Source organism: Belnapia sp. F-4-1, from assembly GCF_000802185.1.
Lineage (GTDB): Bacteria > Pseudomonadota > Alphaproteobacteria > Acetobacterales > Acetobacteraceae > Belnapia.
In genome coordinates this window covers 24,575-43,179 of sequence record NZ_KN676113.1, presented here as the reverse complement: position 1 = coordinate 43,179, position 18,605 = coordinate 24,575, and the positions used below count along the sequence as shown (strand labels likewise).

Sequence of the window (18,605 nt, the reverse complement as noted above, 5' to 3'; positions counted from 1 at the left end):
GGAAGGGCCCTCCTCACTCATTGAGCTTCGAAATGTTCCAATAGACCGGCACCGGCGCGTCAAGGATGCCGGCGAGGCGGACGGAATAGCCGCGCACCAGGCTGAATTGGCCAAGCGGCACATAGGGCACGCTTTCCAGCGCGCGGGCATGGTATGCGGCGGCCGCGGCCCGGCGCGAATCCGCATCCGGCGCGGCGAGGAAGGCATCGCGCAGCCGCTCCATCTGCGCGTCGCAAGGCCAGCCGGGCAAGCCGGTGCGCTCGCAAGCGGAGCGCATGGCGTTGTGCCCGGCCGGGTCCATCGCATCGAGACCGGAAGGGGCGGAGACGAAGAGATTCCAGCCCTGTGGCCCCGGGTTGCGGGAGAGGCGCCGCTGCACCAGCGTCGCCCAGTCCATCGCCTGCACGTCGACGGTGAGACCCGCCTGCTTCAGCAGGTCAGCCGAGACGAGGGCGAGGGTGTGGCTGATGGTGCTGTCCTGCGCATCGAGCACCACCACCGGCGTGCCGTCATAGCCGCTGGCGGCGACGAGCCGGCGGGCCTCGGCGAGGTCGGGCGTCACCCAGCCGGCCTCGGTGTGGTAGGGGCTGCCGCAGACATAGAAGGAGCGGCAGTCGCGCCAGAGCGACGGGTCGCCCAGATAGGCCGGCAGCACCTTCGCCGGGTCGACCAGCCGCAGAATCGCCTGGCGCAGGCGCGGGTTGTCGAAGGGCGGCACGGCCTGGTTCATGCGGAAGATCGGCTGCACGCCGACATTGTCCTGCGGCCCGAGCCGCAGGTTGCGGTTGCGCCGGACGACGGGAAAGAGGTCGGGCGGCAGCTCCTCGAAGATATCGATCTCGCCGGAGGAGAGCGCGTTGAGCGCGGTCTGCGCATCCGGCAGGTAGACCCATTCCACGCGCTCGATGCCGGCCCGCTTGCCGCCGGCCAGCCCGTCCGGCGGCTCGGCGCGCGGCACGTAGCCGGGGTTGCGGCGATAGGTGACGCGGTCGCCGGCGCGCCAGTCCTCGCGCCTGAGAGTGAAGGGGCCGGAGCCGGTCGGGTCGGTGATCGGCGTCGCGGCGGGCGTGGCGGCGACCCGCGCAGGCATGATGAAGGCCGGCTGGCCGGAAGGCTTGGCCAGCGCCTCCAGCATCAGGCCGAAGGGCGATTTCATCGTGATGCGGAAGGCGTCCGGCGCGGTCGGCTCGATCGCGGTCGCCAGGCCCATGAGCTGCTGGCCGAGCCCGTCCCGCACCGCCCAGCGGCGCAGGCTGGCGACCACATCCTCGGCGGTGACAGGCGCGCCATCATGGAAGCGCAGCCCCTCGCGCAGGGTGAAATCCCAGCTCAGGCCGTCGGCGGAGGTGGTCCAGAGCGCCACCATCTGCGGCTGCGGCCGCAGCTTGGAGTCGAGTGCGAAGAGCGTGTCGTAGACCATGTAGCCATGGTTGCGCGCCATGTATTCGGGGCTGATGAAGGGGTCGATGGAGCGCAGGTCGCCGAACAGCTTGACGCGGAGCGCATTGGGATCGCCACGTCCCTGCGCGGCGGCCTCCGGCGCCGGCAGCAGCAGGGCCGCCGCCAGCAAAGCGATGATGCGGCGCATTGGCCGTCTCCCCGAGGTTTTCGTTGCGGCCAGGATGCACTAGCCTTGCCGGCGTGAACATCCTTTCGATCCAGTCCTGGGTGGCCTATGGCCACGTTGGCAATGCCAGCGCGTCCTTTCCCCTGCAGCGGCTCGGGGCCGAGGTCTGGGCTGTCAACACCGTGCAGTTCTCTAATCATCCGGGGCATGGCGCCTTCCGCGGCTCGGTCTTCCCGGCGAGCCTGATCCGCGACTGCGTGCAGGGTATCGAGGAGCGCGGCGTCCTGCCCGCCTGCGACGCCGTGCTCTCCGGCTATATCGGCGATGCGGAGACGGGGGAGGCGGTGCTCGATGCCGTCGCCCGGGTGAAATCCGCCAATCCCGCCGCGCTCTACTGCTGCGACCCGGTGATCGGCGACGATGGCCGCGTCTATGTCCGGCCCGGCATCGCCGAGCTGCTGCGCGACCGCGCGCTTCCGATGGCCGACCTCGCCACGCCCAACCAGTTCGAACTGGAATGGCTGACCGGCGACGCGGTCACGACGCTGGCGGCGGCCAAGGCGGCCATTGCAGCCTTGCAGGCGCGGGGACCGCGCTGCGTGATGGTGACGAGCCTCCGGACCGAGGAGACGCCGGATGATTCCATCGATTTGCTGGCAGGCGAGGCTGGGCGCTTCTGGCGGCTGCGCACGCCGCGGCTCGAGCAATCCTTCAACGGGGCGGGGGATGCGATCGCGGCGCTGTTCCTGTTCCATCGGCTGCGCGGCGAGGCCGCGGGGGCGATGGCGGCGGCGGCCTCCTCCATCCACGGCCTGCTGCGGCACACGATGGAGGCCGGTTCGCGCGAGCTGCTGACCGTCGCGGCGCAGGAGGAATTCGTCCGCCCGACGACTTGGTTCGAACCGGAAGGGGTGTAGCCTCGCCGGTCAGGCGCCGATGAAGGCGGTCGGCAGCCCGGCCGCATCGCCGCGCAGGGTGAAGAGGCGTGTCCCCGGCTTCCGCCCCGTCCGCAGCGGCGAGACGGAGAAGCCCGCCGCCCCGAGCCGCGCGTGGCTGGCGGCGACGTCGGGCACGCGCCAGGTGAGGCCCCAGAGGCTGTCGGGCCCGTCGCCGATCCCGCTCTTCAGGTCATGCGAGACCTCGATCACCAGGTCGCCGCAGCGGAAGAAGAGCAGCCGCGTACCCCAGTCCGGGTTGCTGCGGTCGAGGCGCAGATCGAGCCCCAGCCGGCCGCCCAGCAGGGCGAGCGTCCGCTCCGGGTCGGCGCTGCGGATGACGGCATGGTCGAGGCGGATGGCGGAGGCTGCGTCCCCGGCCGGCCCTGCCGCGGTCAGCCTGAAGTGGAGGCCGCGGGCGGCGGCCGGGTCCAGCGGCCAGGCCTGCGCCTCCTGCCGGGGCTGTGCCGGACTGCCCCGCAGACCGCGGCGTTCCAAGAGGCGAAGCGCGCTCCCCGCCTCGGTGACGGCGAAGGCGAGGCCTGTCGGCGCCTCGCCTTCGGTCAGCACGAGGCCGACATTAGCGAGGGCGAAGCGCGCCCGGGATTCGCCTCGCACTGCGGGCCCGCGCTCGAACAGCAGCTCATAGGCAGCGACAGCCGCATCGAGCCGCGGCACGGCGAGGATGACGTGGTCGAGGCCGAGGATCGGGCCGGTGCCGCCCGGTGCCATCCGCCCTCAGCCCCGGACCAGCGGGCAGCCGCCTTCAGCGAGCGGCCGCATCGCCTCCTCGGCCTCGATGGTGCCGGCGAGGCGGTAGAGGTCCCATTCGGCCTTCACCTCGCCGGGTGCCTTCACCTCGAAGAGATAGACGGGGTGGATCTTGCGGCCGTCCTCGCGCACCCGGCCGGGGCCGAAGCAGTCGTCATCGGTCGGCAGCGCCTTCATCCGCGCGATGGTGGCGCGGCCGGACGCCTTGGCCCCGGCCGGGCCCATGGCGGCGGCGGCCTTCAGGTAGTGGGTCACGGCCGAATAGGCGCCGGCATGGTTGGTGCTCGGGTAGATGTTGGGCGGCATCCTCGGCAGCACCCGCCGCGTGAAGGCGCGGGTGCGGTCGTTGAGGTCCCAGTAGAAGGGCTCGGTCAGCATCAGGCCCTGCGCCGCCTCGGCTCCCATCGCCCGGACATCGCCGAGCAGGCAAAGCAGGCCGACCAGCTTCATCCGCCGCGTCAGGCCGAACTCGTGCGCCTGCTTCACGCAGTTGACGGTGTCCGTCCCGGCATTGGCGAGGCCGAGCACCTTGGCGCGCGAGGCCTGGGCCTGGAGCAGGAAGGAGGAGTAGTCAGTGGTCTGCGGGAAGGGGTAGCGCGACTGGCCGAGCACCTTGCCGCCGGCCGCCTCCACCGCGCGCGCCGTGTCGCGCTGCAAGGCATGGCCGAAGGCATAGTCGGCGGTGAGGAAGAACCAGCTGTCGCCGCCCGCCCTGACGGCCGCGGTGCCGGCGCCATGCGCCAGCATCCAGGTATCGTAGGTCCAGTGGACGTGGTTGGGGCTGCAGCGCGGGCCGTGCAGGTCGGCGGTCGCGGGGCCGGTGGCGAGGAAGACCTTGTCCTTCTCCCGCGCCAAATCGGCGACGGCCAGCGCGATGGCGGAGTTGTTCACCTCAAGGATCGCATCCACCCCGTCGCGGTCGTACCACTGCCGGGCGATGGCGGCGCCGACATCCGGCTTGTGCTGGTGGTCGGCATGGACGACCTCGACCTGGAGCGGCAGGCCGGCATCCTCGATCGCCTGCCGCACGCAGGCCATGGTGCCGAGGCCGGAAAGGTCGCGATAGGGACCGGACAGGTCGCCGAGGATGCCGAGGCGCAGCGCCGGAGCGGATTGGGCTCGGGCCGCGCCGGCCCAGGCCAGCGCGCCGGAGGCCGCCATGAATTCCCGCCTTGTGGTGAACATCGCCGCGTTTCTCTCCCATTGCTTGCCGGCAGCCTTGCGCCTGCCGGCCGAAGACGCAATGGGTGACGCCGCTCAGCCGGGGCGGAAGCCTTCCATCACCCGCAGCACATCCGGGCGGAGCGCGGCCCATTCCGCCTCGGGCGCCGAGGCGATCAGCAGGTAGCTCCGCTCCCGCCCGTAGAGGCAGACGGCGCGGACCGTCACCGCCTGGCGGCTGCCGATGCCCATGGCCCGCGCCTCGATGGCGGCGCCGGGAAGGCCGGCGAGCTCCACCCGCTCCTCCGCCGGCAGGGCAGCGAAGTGGAAGGGACGGAAGGCGCCGAGCGTCGCCGCCAGATGGCCCGGCTGGCTCGCCGGCGGCACCGGGCGCTGGACGCGGATCAGCACCATCCCCGTCTCCGGTGCGGCGCGGCTGGGCGCGCGGTCGCGCAGGATGGTCCAGCCGAGAGCGCGGCCGGTGAGGTGGAGATGCTCGCCCTCCGTCACCTGGAAGGGCAGGGCGGCGGCGAGAAGGAGGTGGCGTCGCTTCATGGCGTGCAGGCCAAGCCTAGCCTTGGGGCGGATGGTTGCCCATCATGCCCGGCATCACCGGGAGATGATGGATGAAAGCCTTCCTGCTCGCCATGGCGCTCGCGGCCGGCCTCGCCCCGCTCGCGGCCGAAGCCCAGCCGCAAAGCGCCGGGCCGACCCTGGCCGCGGTGCGGCAGCGGGACCTGCTGGTCTGCGGCACCTCGACCGGTGCGGCCGGCTTCTCCCTGCCCGACAGCCGCGGCGAGTACCGGGGACTCGACAACGATCTCTGCCGGGCGCTGGCCGGCGCCGTGCTCGGCAATGCGACGAAGATCCGCTGGGTGCCGCTGACCACAACGGCGCGGCTGCCGGCGCTGCAATCCGGCCAGATCGACGTGCTGATCCGCACCGTCACCTGGACCCAGTCGCGCGACACGGCGAACGGGCTGAACTTCACCAATGTCAGCTTCTATGACGGACAGGGCTTCCTGCTGCGGACCTCGCTCGGGCTGAAATCGGCGCTGGAGCTGGGCGGCGCCTCGATCTGCGTCGTCGCCGGCAGCACCAACGAGCTGAACCTCACCGACTGGGCGCGGACCAACAAGATCGACTACCGCCCCGTCGTCTTCGAGCAGAATGACGAGGCGCGGCGCAGCTACTTGGCCGGACGCTGCGACGCCTACAGCACGGATGCGAGCCAGCTCGCCGGCCTTCGTGCCTCCTTCCCGCATCCGGAGGAGCATGTGATCCTGCCGGAGATCATCAGCAAGGAGCCGCATTCGCCGGTGGTGCGCCACGGCGACGACCAGTGGTTCGACATCGTCCGATGGACCTTCTTCGCCCTGCTGACGGCCGAGGAGCTCGGCATCACCCAGGCGAATGTCGACAGCTTCCTCACCAGCGAGAATCCGGAGGTGCGGCGGCTGCTCGGCCTCGTCGGGGACCATGGGCCGCTGATGGGGCTCGACCGGCGCTGGGCTTATTGGGCCATCAAGGCAGCAGGCAACTACGGCGAGATCTTCGAGCGCAACCTCGGCATGGCCACCACGGTCGGGCTGCGGCGCGGGCTGAACGACCTGTGGACGCGGGGCGGGCTGATGTACGCACCGCCCATCCGGTAATCAGGGCAGCGCCACCGGCGGCGCCACCAGCCAGGCCGTCACCGGGAAGGCAAAGGTGGCGATCAGCGTCGAGAACAGCACCACGGCGGAAACCTCGTCGGTTGCGGCCTGGTTGCGCTGGGCGAGGACGAAGGCGTTGGTTGCGGTCGGCATCGCCGCCAGCAGCACGCCGGACTGCACCCAGACCGGGGCGAGGCCGAGCGCCTGCCCCAGCACCAGCCAGACCACCAGGGGGTAGAGCAGCAGCTTCGCCGCGACCGCCCCGCTCGCCACGGCCAGCAGCCGCCGGTCGATGCGGAGGCGGGCGAGGGTGCCGCCGAGGGCGAAGAGCGCCGTCGGTCCCGCTGCGCCGCCGAGGAAGCCGAGGAAGCGCTCGACCGGCCCCGGCAGCGGAATCGCCGCCGCGCCGAGCAGCGCCCCGCCGCCGATCGACAGCAGCACCGGGTTGCGTATGAGGATGCGGCCGACGCGCCCCATGGTGCGGAGCCCAGCCCCCGGCGCCATCAACACCGAGCCGAGCGCCAGCACCACCGCCACCTCGGACATGATCGACATGGCGATGGGCCCGGCGCCGCGCTCGCCGAGCAGCGGCAGCAGCAGGGGCGGGCCGAGATAGCCGACATTGCCCATGGCCGCCGCCGCGCCGATTGCCGCCGCAGGGGCGCGTCGGCGGAAGGGCAGGGCCGCCGCCATCACCAGCGCGAAGACTGCGAGGCAGGCGCCAAGGTAGCCGAGGAAGAAGCCGGGATCGAAGCTGCGGCCGAGCGGCTGGGACGCCATCAGCCGCAGCAGCAGCGCCGGCAAGGCGAACAGGAAGGAGAAGCTGCCGACGGCATCGACCATGGCGGGGGTGATCGCGCCGCGCCACGCCGCAGCCCATCCGACGCCGATGACGGCGAAGATGGGCAGGCAGAGGGCAAGGAAGGAGATCACGCCCCCACCATAACGGCAGCGGCGCGGCAGGGAAGCTTGCCGCGCCGGCCCGGCCGGGCTTCCCTGGCGAAAACAGCGAGGGAGCAGGCTCATGGAATTCGGCATCGCCATGGCGACGGACGCCGAGAGCTGGCGGCTGGCGCAGCGGGCGGAGGAGCTCGGCTTCCGCTCCGCCTGGTTCTACGACACCCAGATGCTGAGCGCTGACTGCTTCGTCGCCATGGGCGCGGCGGCGGTGAAGACCAGCCGCATCCGGCTCGGCACCGGGGTGCTGATCCCCTCCAACCGCATCGCGCCGGTCACCGCCAATGCCTTTGCCTCGCTGAACAAGCTGGCGCCGGGGCGGGTCGACATGGGGCTTGGCACCGGCTTCACCGGGCGGCGGGCCATGGGCCTCGGCGCCATGAAGCTGAAGGAGTTCGAGGAATACCTGCGGGTGATGCTCGCCCTCCTCGCCGAGGAGACGGTGGAGGCGGAGGTCGAGGGCGAGCGGCGGAAGATCCGGCTGCTGAACCCCGATCTCGGCCTGATCGACACGCGCACGCCCATGCGCCTCCACCTGGCCGCCGCCGGGCCGCGGGCCCGGGCGCTGACGGCGCGGCTCGGGGCGGGGTGGATCAACTTCTTCTCTGATGTCCCGGCCGCCGTCGCCATGCTGGGCGAAATGCAGCAGTCCTGGGCGGCGGCCGGCCAGGCGGAAAGCGACCTGCAGGCGACGGCCTTCGTCCTCGGCTGCGTGCTGAAGGAGGGGGAGCCGGCGGACAGCGACCGTGCCGTGGCCCAGGCTGGGCCGCGCGCCGCCGTGTTGCTGCACCGGGCCGCGGATGAGGTGCTCTCCGGCCTGCCCAACATCTCACCGGTGCCGGAGAGCTGCCGCGCGGCGGTGGAGGGATATGTGGCGCTGGCCCGGACCTTCGAGCCGAAGGACGCCCCCTGGCTGCAGAACCACCGGGGCCACCTGATGTTCGTGAAGCCGGAGGAACGCCCCTTCGTCACCGCGGAGATGATCCGCATCAGCAGCTTCACCGCGACCGAGGCGGAGCTGCGGCGCCGCGTCGGTGACCTCCGCGATGCCGGCTATACCGAGTTCACCGTCCAGATCGTCCCCGGCCAGGAGGCGGCGATCGAGGACTGGGCGCGGATCATGCGGGCGTTTCGGTAAGGGCCGCCTCCACGGCCGCGGCGGTGCGGAAGAGCGCCGCGTCCGCCATGGTCTCGCCGGTCAGCATCAGCCCGACCGGCGCCTCGCCGGGCCGGTGGATCGGCAGGCTGATGCTGCAGCGGTCGAGGAAATTGCCGACGGCGGTGTTCCGCAACAGCAGCAGGTTGATGCGGTTGTACTCCGCCTCCGGCTCCACCTCGGCCAGCGCCGGGGGGATGATGGGGCAGGTTGGCGTCACCACTGCATCGAATTCCCGGGTGCGGCGGGCGACGGCCTCGCGGAGCCGGGCGCGGGCGGCGACCAGGTCGATATAGTCGGCGGCGCCCATCCGCTCGCCGCGGCGGATGCGGGCGAGGATGCGCGGGTCGTACTGGCTGGACTTCTCGGCGATGAGGGCCCGGTGCCAGGCCCAGGCCTCGCTCGCGGCGAAGCCGCCCGTCGCATTCACCGCCGGCAGCTCGGCGAGTTCCGGGATGTCGAAGAGCTCGATCCGCGCGCCGGCGGCCGAAAGGCGGGAGAGGGCGCGCTGGAAGGCATTGCCAACCGCGGTGTCGATGTCGTCCGTCAGGAAGGTCCGCCGCGGCAGGCCGAGCCGCAGCCCGGCGAGCGGCCGCGCCTGCAGCGGCGGCGGGCTCTCCTCGCCGCTGATGACCGCATCGAGCAGGTGGCAGCAGGCGACGCTCCGGGCTAGCGGCCCGACCGAGTCGAGCGAGGGGGCGAGGGGCAGCACGCCGGTGTTGGGTACCCGCTGCGCCGTCGGCTTGTAGCCGACCACGCCACAGAGTGCGGCCGGGACGCGGCAGGAGCCGCCGGTATCCGTCCCGAGCCCGCCGAAGCCCATATGATCGGCTGCCGCTACCGCGGCCCCCGAGGAGGAGCCTCCCGGCAACCGCCCCGTCGCCCGATCCCAGGGCGAGAGCGGGGTGCCGTGATGCGGGTTCACCCCGAGGCCGGAGAAGGCGAACTCCACCATGTTGGTGCGCCCGATGACGACGAAGCCCATGCGCCGCAGCCGGGCGACCGCCGGCGCGTCCTGCGCCGCGGCGGGGGCGTCCTTCAGCACAACGGAGCCGGCGGGCGTCGGGTGGCCGCGCTCGTCGAACAGGTCCTTCACCGTGACGGGAATGCCGGCCCAGAGGCTTGGCGCGCGGCCGGCATGGCGAAGCGCGTCGATGGCGCGGGCCTCGGCGCGGGCGGCTTCGCCATGGACGGCGGTGAAGGTGCGGCGGCCCTCGCCTGCCGGGTCGGCGATGCGCTGAAGCGCGGCATCGACCAGGGCTTCGGCTGAGATGCGACCGCTGGCCAGGGCGGCCGCGGCATCGGCGATGTGCTGCATGGGCGGATGCTGGCCAGGATCGCCGGCCTCGGCAAGCCCGCCCGAGGGCTATTCCGTGTCGTTGGCGGCCGGGACCCGTTCGATCTCTTCCATCGCCAGCGGAAAGAGCAGGACGCCGAGCATCCAGCCCTCCAGCAGGTGAAATTCTCCGTCGTTCTCGGTTTGATCTTCGGTCACGGATACAGCCTTTCGATTGCCGCAACCTACCGACCATTCGTTAAAACATCGATACACGGTTCAGTGAATTTCTGGCTCCGGCGTCGGTGCCCCGTGCTCCAGGAAGTCGAAATCGCAGCCCTCGTCGGCCTGGCCGACATGGTCGAGGTAGAGCGAGGTCCAGCCGCGGGTGTAGCGGCGGGGCGGCGGAGTCCAGGCGGCGCGACGCCGCTCCAGCTCCGCCGGCTCCACCAGCAGGTCGAGGCCGCGGTTTGGCACGTCGAGGCGGATGAGGTCGCCGGTGCGGACCAGGGCCAACGGGCCGCCGACATGCGATTCGGGGGCGACGTGCAACACGCAGGTGCCGTAGCTGGTGCCGGACATCCGGGCATCGGAGAGCCGGACCATGTCCCGCACCCCTTGCTGGAGCAGCTTCCGGGGGATCGGCATCATGCCCCATTCCGGCATGCCCGGCCCGCCCTGGGGCCCGGCCTGGCGCAGCACCAGTACGCTGTCGGGCGTGACCTCCAGCGCTGGGTCGTCGAGCCGGGCATTCATGTCGTTGTAGTCCTCGAAGACCACGGCCGGGCCGGTATGGGTCAGCAGGCGGGGATCGGCCGCGCTGGTCTTGATGACGGCGCCGCGCGGGGCGAGCGAGCCGCGCAGGATGGCGACGCCGCCCTCCGCCTGGAGCGGCCGGTCGAGCGGGCGGATGATGTCCTCGTTGTGGCACTCGGCGCCCTCGAGGTTCTCGCCGAGCGTGGCGCCGGTGACGGTGCGGGCCGAAAGGTCGAGCCAGGGGGCGAGACGGGTAAGGAAGGCGCGCGCCCCACCGGCATAGTAGAAATCCTCCATCAGCCAGGTGTCGCCGTTCGGGCGCAGGTTGGCGAGGAGGGGGGTGCGCCGGCTGATGGCATCGAACCGGTCGAGGTCGAGCTGGAAGCCGCCGCGCCGGGCCATGGCGATGAGATGCGGGATGGCGTTGGTCGAGCCGCCGAAGCCCATCGTCGCCGTCACCGCATTGTCGATGCTGGCCTGGGTCAGGAGGCTCCCGGGCGTCGCATCCTCCCAGACCATCTCGACGATGCGGCGGCCCGCCGCCGTCGCCATGCGCGGATGGGCGGAATCGGCCGCCGGGATGGAGGAAGCGCCGGGGAGGGCGAGGCCCATCGCCTCCACCGCCAGCATCATCGTCGCCGCGGTACCCGCCGTCATGCAGGTGCCGAAGCTGCGGGCGATGCCGCTCTCCATGTCCTTCCACTGCGCCTGGGTGATGTTGCCGGCGCGCAGCTCGGCATTGTACTTCCAGACATCGCTGCCGCTGCCGAGCTTCTTGCCGTGCCAGTTGCCCGACAGCATCGGGCCGGCGGGGACGAAGATGCAGGGCAGGTTGGCGGAAAGCGCGCCCATGACGAGGGCGGGCGGCGTCTTGTCGCAGCCGCCCATCAGCACGAGCCCGTCGCAGGGATGGCTGCGTGCCAGCTCCTCCGTTTCCATCGCCAGGAAATTGCGGTAGAGCATGCTGCTCGGCTTCTGGTACTGCTCCGTCACCGGATGCGCCGGCAGCTCGACCGGGAAGCCGCCGGCCTGCCAGACGCCGCGCTTCACCTCCTCCGCCCGCGTGCGGAAATGGGCGTGGCAAACGCTGAGGTCGGACCAGGTGTTGATGATGCCGATCACCGGCTTGCCGCGGAAATCCGCCTCGGCGAGGCCGGTCTGCAGCAGGCGGGAGCGGTGGCCGAAGGCACGGAGGTCGTCCACTCCGAACCAGCGGTGGCTACGCAACTCCTCGGGCCTCTTGCGGGGCATGGACATTTCCTCGGCGGCAATGACTTCCGGCCCACCCTGCCAGCTGCTATAGCAGTTGTCCATGTCCGCTGGCCCCATTCTGGTCGAACCGCTTGCCGAGGAGGAGACGCTCTCGCTTGGGGAGCGGGCCTACCGGCGGCTGCGCGACGGCATCGTCCAGGGCACGCTGCGGCCGGGCAGCCGGATCTCCGAGCGCAGCATGGCCCATGCCCTCGGCATCTCCGCCCAGCCGGTGCGGGAGGCGCTGCGGCGGCTGGAGCAGGACGGCATGGTCGTCACCCTGCCGCGCCGCGGTACGGTGGTGGCGGAGATCGGGCCGGAGCGCCTGGCCGAGCTCGGCCGCATCCGCGCGGCGCTGGAGGGCGTGGCCGCGGCGCTGGCCGCCGAGCGCATGTCGGGCGAGGACCTAGCGGAACTGGCGCAGATCGTGCGCGGGATGCGCGGCGCGACGGCGGCCGCCGACACCGAAGCGCTGGCCGAGCTGAACGAGCGTTTCCACGCCATCCTTCAGGGCGCGACGGGTAACCTCTTCCTGGTGAAGTCGCTCGAGGCACTCCGGGCCTATGACGACCTCGGCCGGCTCCGCGCACTCGGCAGCACGCCGAAGGACATGCCGAAGGCGCTGCGCGAGCACGCCTCGATCCTCGCCGCGCTCAAGGCGCGGGACCCGGCGCTGGCCGAGGCGCGGATGCGGCATCACGTCCTCCGCTCCCTCACGACCAACGGCGTCCTCGCCACTTCGCGCCAGGGCCGTTGACTTCCTGCGCGGGTGGGGCGCAAGCTGCTATCTGCTATTGCAGTTGATCGGGCGGCGGAGATCGCCCCGATGGAGGAATGATCCGATGGAGAGCGTCACCATCCGCCGCCGCCTCGTGCTCGGCGCCGTCCTCGCCGCCCCCTGGATCAGCGGACGGGCCAGCGCCCAGGGCGTTACCCTCCGTGCTGCCGACGTCCACCCCGACGGCTACCCGACCATCGAGGGCGTGAAGTACATGGGCAAGCTCGTCGAGGAGCGGACCGGCGGGCGCATCCGGATCCAGATGTTCCATTCCCGCCAGCTCGGCGACGAGAAGGACACACTGGAGCAGACGCGCTTCGGCGTCATCGACATCACCCGCGTCAACACCGCGCCGCTGAACAACCTGGTGCCGGAGACGCTGGTGGCGGGCCTGCCCTTCCTGTTCCGCGACACCGCACATATGCAGCAGGTGATGGACGGGCCGATCGGCGAGGATATCGGCAAGGCGACCTTGCCGCATGGCCTCGTCACCCTCGGCTACTACGACGCCGGCGCGCGCAGCTTCTACACCCGCGGCCGGCCGGCTCGGACGCCGGAGGAAATGAAGGGCCTCAAGATCCGCGTCCAGCAATCCGACATGTGGGTGGCGATGATGCGGGCCTTCGGCGCCAATGCGACGCCGCTGCCCTATGGCGAGGTCTATTCCGCGCTGCAGACCGGCGTGGTGGATGGCGCCGAGAACAACTTCCCCTCCTTCCTCACCGCCCGCCACTTCGAGGTGGCGAAGCACTATGCGATGACGGAGCACAGCCTGACGCCCGAGATCGTGGCGATGAGCAAGCGCAGCTTCGACCGGCTTCCGAAGCCCGACCAGGAGATCATGCGCCAGGCGGCGAAGGAGAGCGTGCCGCATATGCGCGCCCTCTGGGTGAAGATGGAGCAGGATGCGCGGAAGCAGATCGAGGCCGGCGGCGCGCAGGTGGTGCAGGCCGACAAGCCGGCCTTCGCCAAGCTGGTGCAGCCCGTCTACGACCAGTTCGTGCGTGACGCCAAGCTGAAGGCACTCGTCGACCGCATCCGCGCGGCCTGAGCGCATGCAGGCACTGCATCGCGGACTCTCCTCGGCGCTGGCGGTCGCGGCGCGGGCTGCGATCCTCATCGCCGGCATCGCCATGGTGGCGATGACCGCGGTCGTCGCCTGGGGCGTCTTCGGCCGCTTCGTGCTGAACGATACCCCGGCCTGGGCGGAGGCCTCGGCATTGTTGCTGATGGGCTGGGTCATCCTGGGCGCCGCCGCGGCGGGTGTGCGCGAGGGCTTCCACATGGGCTTCGAGACCTTGCGCGACACGCTGCCGCCGGGCCTCGCGCTGGCCTTCCACATCATCTCGGACCTGACCATCACCGTCTTCGGCGCCGCCATGGCCTGGTATGGCAGCGACCTCGCGCTCACCGTCTGGGATGCGACGCTGCCGACGCTCGGCCTGCCGGGCACGGTTGAATACATGCCGATCACGCTCGGCGGCGCGCTGATGGCGCTGTTCGGGCTGGAGCGGCTGGTGGCGCGGCTGGCAACGGGCCGGGCGCCGGTTGGTCTGCCCGCCGATACCATTCTGACCGATAGCTGAGGGCACCCGCCGTGGAACTCACCCTGCTGCTCGGCAGCTTCACGCTGCTGCTGCTGATCGGCGTGCCGGTTGCCTTCTGCCTCGGCGCCGCGGCCTTCGCCACCGTGCTCTACATGGATCTGCCGCCGATTGTGGTGTTCCAGCAGCTCTCCTCGGGCATGAACGTCTTCTCCATGCTGGCGATCCCCTTCTTCATCTTCGCTGGCGACCTGATGATGCGGGGCCAGATCGCCGACCGGCTGGTGGCGCTGGCGGCCGCCATGGTCGGGCATCTGCGCGGCGGTCTCGGGCAGGTGAACATCGTCGCCGCGACCTTGTTCGGCGGCGTCTCCGGCTCGGCCGTGGCGGATGCCAGCGCGGTCGGTGGCGTGATGATCCCGCAAATGAAGGCGCGCGGCTACGCGCCGGACTATGCCGTCAACATCACCGCCAATGCGGCGCTGATCGACCTGCTGATCCCGCCCAGCCACAACATGATCCTCTATGTCATCGCGGCAGGCGGGGCGATCAGCGTCGCGGATCTCTTCACCGCCGGCATCGTCCCCGGCATCGTGATGATGGCCTCGCTCATGGTCGTCGCCTGGCTGGTGGCGGTGAAGCGCGGCTATCCGCGGGAGGCCTTCCCCGGCTGGTCGATCCTGGCGCGGCTGGTCTTCAACGCCATCCCCGGCCTGATGCTGATCGTCATCATCTTCGCCGGCGTGCGCAGCGGCGTCTTCACCGCGACCGAGAGCGCCTGCGTCGCCGTCATCTACGCCTTGCTGGTGGTGCTGCTGGTCTATCGCAGCCTGAGCTGGGAGGGCTTCATCCACGCCGTCGGCGGGGCGGTGCGGACGACGGGCATGGTGATGCTCATCATCGGCACGGCCTCGGCCTTCGGCTGGCTGATGGCGCTGCTGCAGGTGCCGGCGCAGACCGTGGCGCTGATGAAGGGCATCACCGACGATCCGCTGATGACGCTGCTCATCATCAACATCGTGCTGCTGCTGCTCGGCACCTTCATGGACATGGCGCCGCTCATCATGATCGGCACGCCGATCTTCCTGCCGGTGGTGAAGGCGATCGGCATGGATCCGGTGCAGTTCGGCATCGTGCTGATCGTCAACCTCGGCATCGGCACCATCACGCCGCCGGTCGGGCCGGTGCTCTTCGTCGCCTGCGCGGTCGGCAAGGTCTCGATGTGGGACGCGACGAAGACCTCGGCGCCCTTCTATGCGGCGATGGTCGTGGTGCTGCTGCTGGTGACCTATGTGCCGGCGCTCAGCCTCTGGCTGCCGGCGCTGTTCAGGTAGGCAGCGCCCCGGGCACGACATCGCCATGCCACAACGCCTCGAGCAGGGCCGAGGCCGGCCCAGCACCGAGGACGGGGGCGACCAGCTCCTCGAACTTCGCCGAGAGGTCGGCGTCCGAGAGCGGGGCGTCCGGATCGCCCTTGCGGGTCGGCTGGAAACGGTCCAGCACCCGCCCATCACGCAGGATCAGCCGCACCCTGGCGGCGCGGCGGGCGGGATAGGCATCGGCCAGTTCCGGATCCAGCTCCACCGTCACCCGCGGCATGATGGCGCGGATGGCGGGGTTGCCCAGCATCTCGGGGGTGAAGGCGGCAAGGCGGACGCCGCCGAGCACCAGCAGCGCGCCCATGCAGTACTGGGTGGAGAAGCGGCATTCCTGCTCCGTCCGCGCCTCGGGCCGGTCGCAGACGGTCTTGGTCGGGCCGTAGCCGCCGACATGGATGGCGGCGACGTCAGCGGAATTGAAGCCGTGCTCCCGCCGCAGGTCGTCCACGGCATCGAGCGCGGCGAAGATGTGGCCGCAGCAGCCGTGGTTCTTGAAGGTCATCTCGGTTATGCAGATGCGCTGCCCGAGATCGGCGAGGGCCGCTTCCCACTTGCCGGTGTCCTCGCTGGTCGCCGCCGCGAAGCCCTTCGGCCCATGCAGCACGTCGAGCGCGCCGGTCACGCCCGCCGCGGCACCGATGGCGGCGAGCGCTCCGGCCTCGGCGGCATGGCCGGGATGCAGCGGCTTCGACATGCCGTCGGAGAGGAAGGCCTGTTGCAGCCCTCCGGCGAAGGTGGCAGCCGTGGCGATGGCATGGGCCATCCGCCGGGCGTCGCAGCCGAGCACCAGCGCGGTCGCCGCCGCGGCGCCGAAGGTGCCGACGGTGCCGGTGGTGTGCCAGTTCTTGTAGTGGCTCGGCTGCACCGCCATGCCGATGCGGCAGGAGACCTCGTAGCCCGCGGTGATGGCGCGGAGCAGCATCTCCATCCCGCCGCCCTGCTGTTGGATGGCGGCGAGGGCAGGTGGGATGGTTGGGCAGGCCGGATGGTAGCCGGCATCGCGGAAGATGTCGTCGAACTCGACCGTGTGGCTCGCCGTCGCGTTCAGCAGCGCGGCATGGCGCAGCGGGCCTGGCTTGCCGTCGACATAGCAGATGGAGCGGCCGGGGCCGCGCTCCGCCGTCAGCGCCGCAGCGAGCAACGTGGCGGGCGGGCGGGAGCAGCCGGGCAGGAGGGCCGCGAACCAGTCGATCAGCGCCCGCCGCGCATGATGCGCGACCTCGGGTGCCAGCGGCCGCTCACGCCAGGAGACGGCGTGCTCGGCGAGGACCAGCAGCGGATTCTCCATGCCCTGACGCTACGCGTTGCCGCGCAGCACCTCCTGGTTGATCACGACATCGGGGTCGAGCTTGCCGTCGAAGACCTGCAAGATGCTCTCGGCGCAGGAAAGGGCCATGCGGCGCAGACTCTGCTCCGTCGCCGCCGCGGTATGCGGGGTGACGATGACATTCGGCAGCTTGAGCAGCGGGTTGTCGGCGGTGGCGGGTTCCTCCCAGAACACGTCGAGGCCAGCGGCGGCGATGTGCCCGCTGGTCAGCGCACCCGCCAGGGCCTTCTCGTCGACCAGGGTGCCGCGTGCCGTGTTCACCAGTACTGCGCCACGCTTCATGCCGGCGAGGAACTCGCCATTGACGAAGCCACGGGTCTTCTCGCTGCTGGGCACATGCACCGTCACCACGTCGGCCTCGGCGAGGCCCGCGGACAGGTCCTTCACCGGGATGAAGCCGGCACCCTTGATGGTGTTCTGCGGAATGAAGGGGTCCCGCACCAGCACGCGCATGCCGAAGGCGGCGCAAAGCCGGGCGACGCGGCCGCCGATCCGGCCGAAGCCCATCACCAGGACCGTGCGGCCGGCGAGGTCGAAGGTGCCGGGCACCGGCGGGTTGCTCCAGCGCAGCTCGCGCGTCGCCTTGTCATAGAAGGCGGTCTGCCGGGCGATGTTCAGCAGCAGCATCATCGCATGCTCGGCGACGCTCTGCGCATTCGCATCCGGCGTCACGGTCAGCGGGATGCCGCGCTCGGTCAGCGCCGGCACGTCCACCGCATCATAGCCGACGCCATGGCGGGCGACGATGCGGAGATTCGGCGCATGGGCGAGGAAGGCGCGGTTGATCGGCGTGGCGCGGACGATCACCGCCTCCGCCTTCGGAATGGAGGCGGCGATGGTTTCCTCGTTCACCGGATCGAGGACCTCGACCGTCACGCCCTCGCGGGCACGGAGCAGGGCGAGGGCCTCCGGATGGACGGGGCGCAGGCAGACGACATGGGGCATCGGGGCGGCCTTATTGAAGATGGGCGGCGGGGCCGAGCACGGCCTCGCGCATGCGGGCCTGCAGGATCGAGGCCTCGCGCGGGGGCAGGACCAGCGGCACCGGCGCCTCGTCGATCTTCACCTGGGCGAAGAGCGGGCCGGCCCCGCCATGGATCGCCTCGCGCAGGGCGGTGACCTCCTCGGCGGTCTTCACCAGGCGGCAATCGCCGATGCCGGCGCCGCGGGCCATGGCGGCGAGGTCGACGCCGTGGCGCGTGGCTGTCTCCTGCATGCCGGTCTCGCCGTAATGCTCGTTGTCGAGCACGACGATGGCGAGGTTGCGCGGCCGCTGCACGGCGATGGTGGCGAGGCTGCCGATGCCCATCAGCATCTCGCCATCGCCGGTGATGACGGCCACGGGGCGCGAGGGCTGGGCCAGCGCCAGTCCGAGGCCCATCATCGCGGCGGCGCCCATGCCGCCCCAGAGCGGCAGGTTCTCCGGCACGTCGCCGGCGGCGGTGATGTCCCAGGCCGGGGCGCCAAGGCCGCCGATCGCCAGCAGCCCGCCGCGGTCCCGCAGCAGTTCCGCGACCACGTCGCGGCGGAGGAGCTTGCCCGTGGGTCCAGTGCGCATGCCGGTCACTTCCCAAACGTCTTGGCGCCGATGACCCGCTGGCCGATCAGGGTCGCGGTCGGGCGATAGGTGTTGAAGGCCATCCGCAGCGTGGCGTTGACGGTCGGCGCCACATCCTCCGGCGCGTCGGCGCGCTTCACCAGCGTGCCCATCGCCTCCAGCACCTGCTGGGTGGCATTGCCCATCGGCACCTGGAAAGGGTTGAACTCGCCGTAGTCGCCGCGCATCGTCACGATCATCGGCAGCGGCGTGCGGTGGGCGATCGGCACCGAGAGCATGTTGATGCAGTTGCCGACGCCGGAGCTTTGCATCAGCAGCACGCCCTTCTCGCCGCCGAGCCAGGCGCCGAAGAGCATGCCGATGCCCTCCTCCTCGGTGGTGAGCGTCACCACCCGCATGTCGTTGTCGGCGAGGCAGCGCTTGATGAGGCGCGAATGCCCGGCATCGGGCACCAGCGCCACCTGGCGGATATCGTGCTCCTTGAGCAGGCCATAGATCTGGTCCGGCCAATCTTCGGTGGCGTCCGGCATGCGT

The 18,605-nt window shown here is 70.9% G+C and carries 19 protein-coding genes; 7 read left to right on the top strand and 12 right to left on the bottom strand.

What is annotated here, in order from left to right; translation table 11 throughout:
* Window positions 1–13: 13 nt before the first annotated feature.
* Window positions 14–1,588, bottom strand: a complete 1,575-nt coding sequence (locus LH62_RS00450) for an ABC transporter substrate-binding protein (protein WP_043358533.1) — start codon at window positions 1,586–1,588, stop codon at window positions 14–16.
* Window positions 1,589–1,641: 53 nt separating this feature from the next.
* On the opposite strand from LH62_RS00450, the gene pdxY reads away from it, so the two are divergent.
* A complete protein-coding gene (gene pdxY / locus LH62_RS00445; protein WP_043358531.1) occupies window positions 1,642–2,484 on the top strand; it encodes a pyridoxal kinase PdxY in 843 nt (280 codons plus the stop codon).
* A 9-nt stretch (window positions 2,485–2,493) separates the two neighbouring features.
* On the opposite strand, the gene LH62_RS00440 is transcribed toward pdxY, so the two are convergent.
* From LH62_RS00440 to LH62_RS00430, 3 genes are all read right to left on the bottom strand, one after another.
* Window positions 2,494–3,234 (bottom strand): VOC family protein, encoded by a 741-nt coding sequence (locus LH62_RS00440; protein ID WP_043358529.1) that lies wholly within the window; start codon window positions 3,232–3,234, stop codon window positions 2,494–2,496.
* Between the two features lie 6 nt (window positions 3,235–3,240).
* A complete protein-coding gene (locus LH62_RS00435) occupies window positions 3,241–4,458 on the bottom strand; it encodes an ABC transporter substrate-binding protein (RefSeq protein WP_043358527.1) in 1,218 nt (405 codons plus the stop codon).
* A 72-nt stretch (window positions 4,459–4,530) separates the two neighbouring features.
* The gene (locus tag LH62_RS00430; RefSeq protein WP_043358524.1) at window positions 4,531–4,989 is read right to left on the bottom strand and encodes a hypothetical protein; all 459 of its coding nucleotides are present in this window, start codon (window positions 4,987–4,989) and stop codon (window positions 4,531–4,533) included.
* A 71-nt stretch (window positions 4,990–5,060) separates the two neighbouring features.
* On the opposite strand from LH62_RS00430, the gene LH62_RS00425 reads away from it, so the two are divergent.
* Entirely contained in the window at window positions 5,061–6,089 is a 1,029-nt protein-coding gene (locus LH62_RS00425; protein ID WP_043358522.1) for an amino acid ABC transporter substrate-binding protein, read from the top strand.
* Here LH62_RS00425 and LH62_RS00420 read toward each other — a convergent pair whose 3' ends face one another.
* A complete protein-coding gene (locus LH62_RS00420) occupies window positions 6,090–7,115 on the bottom strand; it encodes an AEC family transporter (protein WP_160299748.1) in 1,026 nt (341 codons plus the stop codon).
* On the opposite strand from LH62_RS00420, the gene LH62_RS27875 reads away from it, so the two are divergent.
* Window positions 7,114–8,184 (top strand): LLM class flavin-dependent oxidoreductase, encoded by a 1,071-nt coding sequence (locus tag LH62_RS27875; RefSeq protein ID WP_052213538.1) that lies wholly within the window; start codon window positions 7,114–7,116, stop codon window positions 8,182–8,184. The two genes, LH62_RS00420 and LH62_RS27875, sit on opposite strands and share 2 nt — an antisense overlap.
* Here the strand turns inward: LH62_RS27875 and LH62_RS00410 are convergent.
* Genes LH62_RS00410 through araD form a run of 3 tightly spaced genes read right to left on the bottom strand, consistent with a single transcriptional unit; the run spans window position 8,165 to window position 11,491 of the window.
* Window positions 8,165–9,520 carry an amidase gene (locus tag LH62_RS00410; RefSeq protein ID WP_043358517.1) on the bottom strand — a complete coding sequence of 452 codons (1,356 nt, stop codon included), beginning with the start codon at window positions 9,518–9,520 and terminating at the stop codon, window positions 8,165–8,167. The two genes, LH62_RS27875 and LH62_RS00410, sit on opposite strands and share 20 nt — an antisense overlap.
* A gap of 48 nt (window positions 9,521–9,568) precedes the next feature.
* Window positions 9,569–9,697 carry a hypothetical protein gene (locus tag LH62_RS32265; RefSeq protein WP_255359969.1) on the bottom strand — a complete coding sequence of 43 codons (129 nt, stop codon included), beginning with the start codon at window positions 9,695–9,697 and terminating at the stop codon, window positions 9,569–9,571.
* 60 nt (window positions 9,698–9,757) lie between these two features.
* Window positions 9,758–11,491: an L-arabinonate dehydratase gene (gene araD / locus LH62_RS00405; protein ID WP_043364868.1), complete on the bottom strand. Its 1,734-nt coding sequence runs from the start codon at window positions 11,489–11,491 to the stop codon at window positions 9,758–9,760.
* Window positions 11,492–11,546: 55 nt separating this feature from the next.
* Here araD and LH62_RS00400 point away from each other — a divergent pair, with 55 nt between their 5' ends.
* The 4 genes from LH62_RS00400 (at window position 11,547) to LH62_RS00385 (ending at window position 15,141) form a co-directional block, all read left to right on the top strand.
* The gene (locus LH62_RS00400) at window positions 11,547–12,242 is read left to right on the top strand and encodes a GntR family transcriptional regulator (protein ID WP_043358515.1); all 696 of its coding nucleotides are present in this window, start codon (window positions 11,547–11,549) and stop codon (window positions 12,240–12,242) included.
* 85 nt (window positions 12,243–12,327) lie between these two features.
* A complete protein-coding gene (locus LH62_RS00395) occupies window positions 12,328–13,314 on the top strand; it encodes a TRAP transporter substrate-binding protein (RefSeq protein WP_043358513.1) in 987 nt (328 codons plus the stop codon).
* Window positions 13,315–13,318: 4 nt separating this feature from the next.
* Window positions 13,319–13,849 carry a TRAP transporter small permease gene (locus LH62_RS00390; protein ID WP_052213536.1) on the top strand — a complete coding sequence of 177 codons (531 nt, stop codon included), beginning with the start codon at window positions 13,319–13,321 and terminating at the stop codon, window positions 13,847–13,849.
* A gap of 11 nt (window positions 13,850–13,860) precedes the next feature.
* A complete protein-coding gene (locus tag LH62_RS00385) occupies window positions 13,861–15,141 on the top strand; it encodes a TRAP transporter large permease (RefSeq protein WP_043358510.1) in 1,281 nt (426 codons plus the stop codon).
* Here LH62_RS00385 and LH62_RS00380 read toward each other — a convergent pair.
* The 4 genes from LH62_RS00380 to LH62_RS00365 are packed head-to-tail and all read right to left on the bottom strand — an operon-like array spanning window position 15,134 to window position 18,601.
* Window positions 15,134–16,474 (bottom strand): MmgE/PrpD family protein, encoded by a 1,341-nt coding sequence (locus LH62_RS00380; RefSeq protein WP_043358508.1) that lies wholly within the window; start codon window positions 16,472–16,474, stop codon window positions 15,134–15,136. The two genes, LH62_RS00385 and LH62_RS00380, sit on opposite strands and share 8 nt — an antisense overlap.
* A 9-nt stretch (window positions 16,475–16,483) precedes the next feature.
* Window positions 16,484–17,458: a hydroxyacid dehydrogenase gene (locus tag LH62_RS00375; RefSeq protein ID WP_043358506.1), complete on the bottom strand. Its 975-nt coding sequence runs from the start codon at window positions 17,456–17,458 to the stop codon at window positions 16,484–16,486.
* 10 nt (window positions 17,459–17,468) lie between these two features.
* Entirely contained in the window at window positions 17,469–18,071 is a 603-nt protein-coding gene (locus LH62_RS00370) for a thiamine pyrophosphate-dependent enzyme (protein WP_043358503.1), read from the bottom strand.
* 5 nt (window positions 18,072–18,076) lie between these two features.
* Window positions 18,077–18,601 (bottom strand): thiamine pyrophosphate-binding protein, encoded by a 525-nt coding sequence (locus LH62_RS00365; RefSeq protein WP_043358501.1) that lies wholly within the window; start codon window positions 18,599–18,601, stop codon window positions 18,077–18,079.
* Between the last annotated feature and the right edge of the window lie 4 nt (window positions 18,602–18,605).

Bases quoted from the DNA above. Each gene is read 5' to 3' on its own strand.
- LH62_RS00365 (WP_043358501.1), bottom strand. From the start codon at position 18,601: ATGCCGGACGCCACCGAAGATTGGCCGGACCAGATCTATGGCCTGCTC.
- LH62_RS00395 (WP_043358513.1), top strand. From the start codon at position 12,328: ATGGAGAGCGTCACCATCCGCCGCCGCCTCGTGCTCGGCGCCGTCCTC.
- LH62_RS27875 (WP_052213538.1), top strand. From the start codon at position 7,114: ATGGAATTCGGCATCGCCATGGCGACGGACGCCGAGAGCTGGCGGCTG.
- LH62_RS00440 (WP_043358529.1), bottom strand. From the start codon at position 3,234: ATGGCACCGGGCGGCACCGGCCCGATCCTCGGCCTCGACCACGTCATC.
- LH62_RS00390 (WP_052213536.1), top strand. From the start codon at position 13,319: ATGCAGGCACTGCATCGCGGACTCTCCTCGGCGCTGGCGGTCGCGGCG.
- LH62_RS00370 (WP_043358503.1), bottom strand. From the start codon at position 18,071: ATGCGCACTGGACCCACGGGCAAGCTCCTCCGCCGCGACGTGGTCGCG.
- LH62_RS00380 (WP_043358508.1), bottom strand. From the start codon at position 16,474: ATGGAGAATCCGCTGCTGGTCCTCGCCGAGCACGCCGTCTCCTGGCGT.
- LH62_RS00425 (WP_043358522.1), top strand. From the start codon at position 5,061: ATGAAAGCCTTCCTGCTCGCCATGGCGCTCGCGGCCGGCCTCGCCCCG.
- LH62_RS00420 (WP_160299748.1), bottom strand. From the start codon at position 7,115: ATGAGCCTGCTCCCTCGCTGTTTTCGCCAGGGAAGCCCGGCCGGGCCG.
- LH62_RS00450 (WP_043358533.1), bottom strand. From the start codon at position 1,588: ATGCGCCGCATCATCGCTTTGCTGGCGGCGGCCCTGCTGCTGCCGGCG.
- LH62_RS00435 (WP_043358527.1), bottom strand. From the start codon at position 4,458: ATGTTCACCACAAGGCGGGAATTCATGGCGGCCTCCGGCGCGCTGGCC.
- LH62_RS00400 (WP_043358515.1), top strand. From the start codon at position 11,547: ATGTCCGCTGGCCCCATTCTGGTCGAACCGCTTGCCGAGGAGGAGACG.
- araD (WP_043364868.1), bottom strand. From the start codon at position 11,491: ATGTCCATGCCCCGCAAGAGGCCCGAGGAGTTGCGTAGCCACCGCTGG.
- LH62_RS00375 (WP_043358506.1), bottom strand. From the start codon at position 17,458: ATGCCCCATGTCGTCTGCCTGCGCCCCGTCCATCCGGAGGCCCTCGCC.
- LH62_RS00410 (WP_043358517.1), bottom strand. From the start codon at position 9,520: ATGCAGCACATCGCCGATGCCGCGGCCGCCCTGGCCAGCGGTCGCATC.
- LH62_RS00430 (WP_043358524.1), bottom strand. From the start codon at position 4,989: ATGAAGCGACGCCACCTCCTTCTCGCCGCCGCCCTGCCCTTCCAGGTG.